At 48.9% G+C, this 1,171-nt stretch carries 1 protein-coding gene; it reads right to left on the bottom strand.

Features of this window, described 5'->3' with window-relative positions; all coding sequences use genetic code 11:
• Nucleotides 1–23 precede the first annotated feature (23 nt).
• A complete protein-coding gene (locus HW443_RS11470) occupies nucleotides 24–1,055 on the bottom strand; it encodes a lysylphosphatidylglycerol synthase transmembrane domain-containing protein (RefSeq protein WP_176232928.1) in 1,032 nt (343 codons plus the stop codon).
• Nucleotides 1,056–1,171 lie beyond the last annotated feature (116 nt).

Below are 1,171 nucleotides of genomic sequence, written 5' to 3'. Positions count from 1 at the left end.
CTGCCACTAGAGCCCTGCCCTTCCTATCCCAGGTGATCTTGTTGAAGCTCTGGCTGGACCTCTTTCGCAGCCTGTTCCAGCCGAGGAGTTCCCCTCTTTTGTAATCCATAAAACACTCCTCCCAAAGCGCCGGTAAGGATAGTCTGGGCCCTCAAAAGAAGAGCTGCCGAGAAGGTCAGTGGTACCACAATTCCAAAGAGGCTATAGACGTAGACATAGGCCCCCTCATTGAGCCCCAGACCACCTAAAGATATGGGCAACATTGCCACCAAAAGCACAATAGGTACAGCTACCGCCGTATCCCATAAGGGTACCGGGATGTTCAGTCCGAAAAAACAAACCTGCACATTTAATATGGCCAGAATATTGTAGAGGATAGATAGGAGAAAGGTCCTGGCTATTACTCCTTTATCCTCCCTGAACCGATAGATGCTGTCGTGAACCTCTTTGAGTTTGCTCCCTATCCTGGCCAGAGCTTTGATAGAGATCCGCCCCATTATAGCCTTTAGCGCTCGGCGATCAAAAATGAGCCACACTCCACCCCCATAGGCACCCAGAATACCTATTATCACCCAGAAAAGGGGAGATCTAGAAAAAAGAGTCCAGTTGATGATCAGAGAAAGAGCAGCCATAAAAACCAGGGCACTGGCACCTACAAACCTTTCCAGGAAAACGGAGGCCACCGATTCGGAGGTGTGGCTGGTGTACCTCCTCAGCTCATACGTACGTACCACATCTCCCCCCACATTGGAGGGAAGGAGATTATTAAAGAAATAGCCAATAACATAAAGACCGAATAGTTTGACCATGGGAATCCTGATCTGGCGGGTAGCTAGCAGGATCTGCCATCTCAGACAGCTAACCCAGATCAAAAGAAAGGTCAGCAAGATGCTGAGAATAATGAAGACCAAAATATGAAAAAGAGTGGTGTTCTGGACCACCTGGACCAGGCCAATCCACTCGATCTTGGTGAGTATAATCCAGACCAGAGCCACGCTGACACTCAGGCGGAGAAAAAAGGTCAGGCGACCCCTCAGACCCTTATTTTTGGACACTGCTCCCCTCACACAAGCTTCGCCCCGATTGTAATGTCCATTCTATCCAAATACCTATAGCTTGTCTACTTTGCCCCTTTCGAGTACATTTTTAGGTGAGGCAACGGGCTTTGGTT

The organism is Candidatus Hakubella thermalkaliphila (assembly GCF_013281975.1).
Lineage (GTDB): Bacteria > Actinomycetota > Humimicrobiia > Hakubellales > Hakubellaceae > Hakubella > Hakubella thermalkaliphila.
The sequence above is the reverse complement of the archived record's forward strand: the minus strand, read 5'-3'. Positions and strand labels throughout refer to the sequence as shown.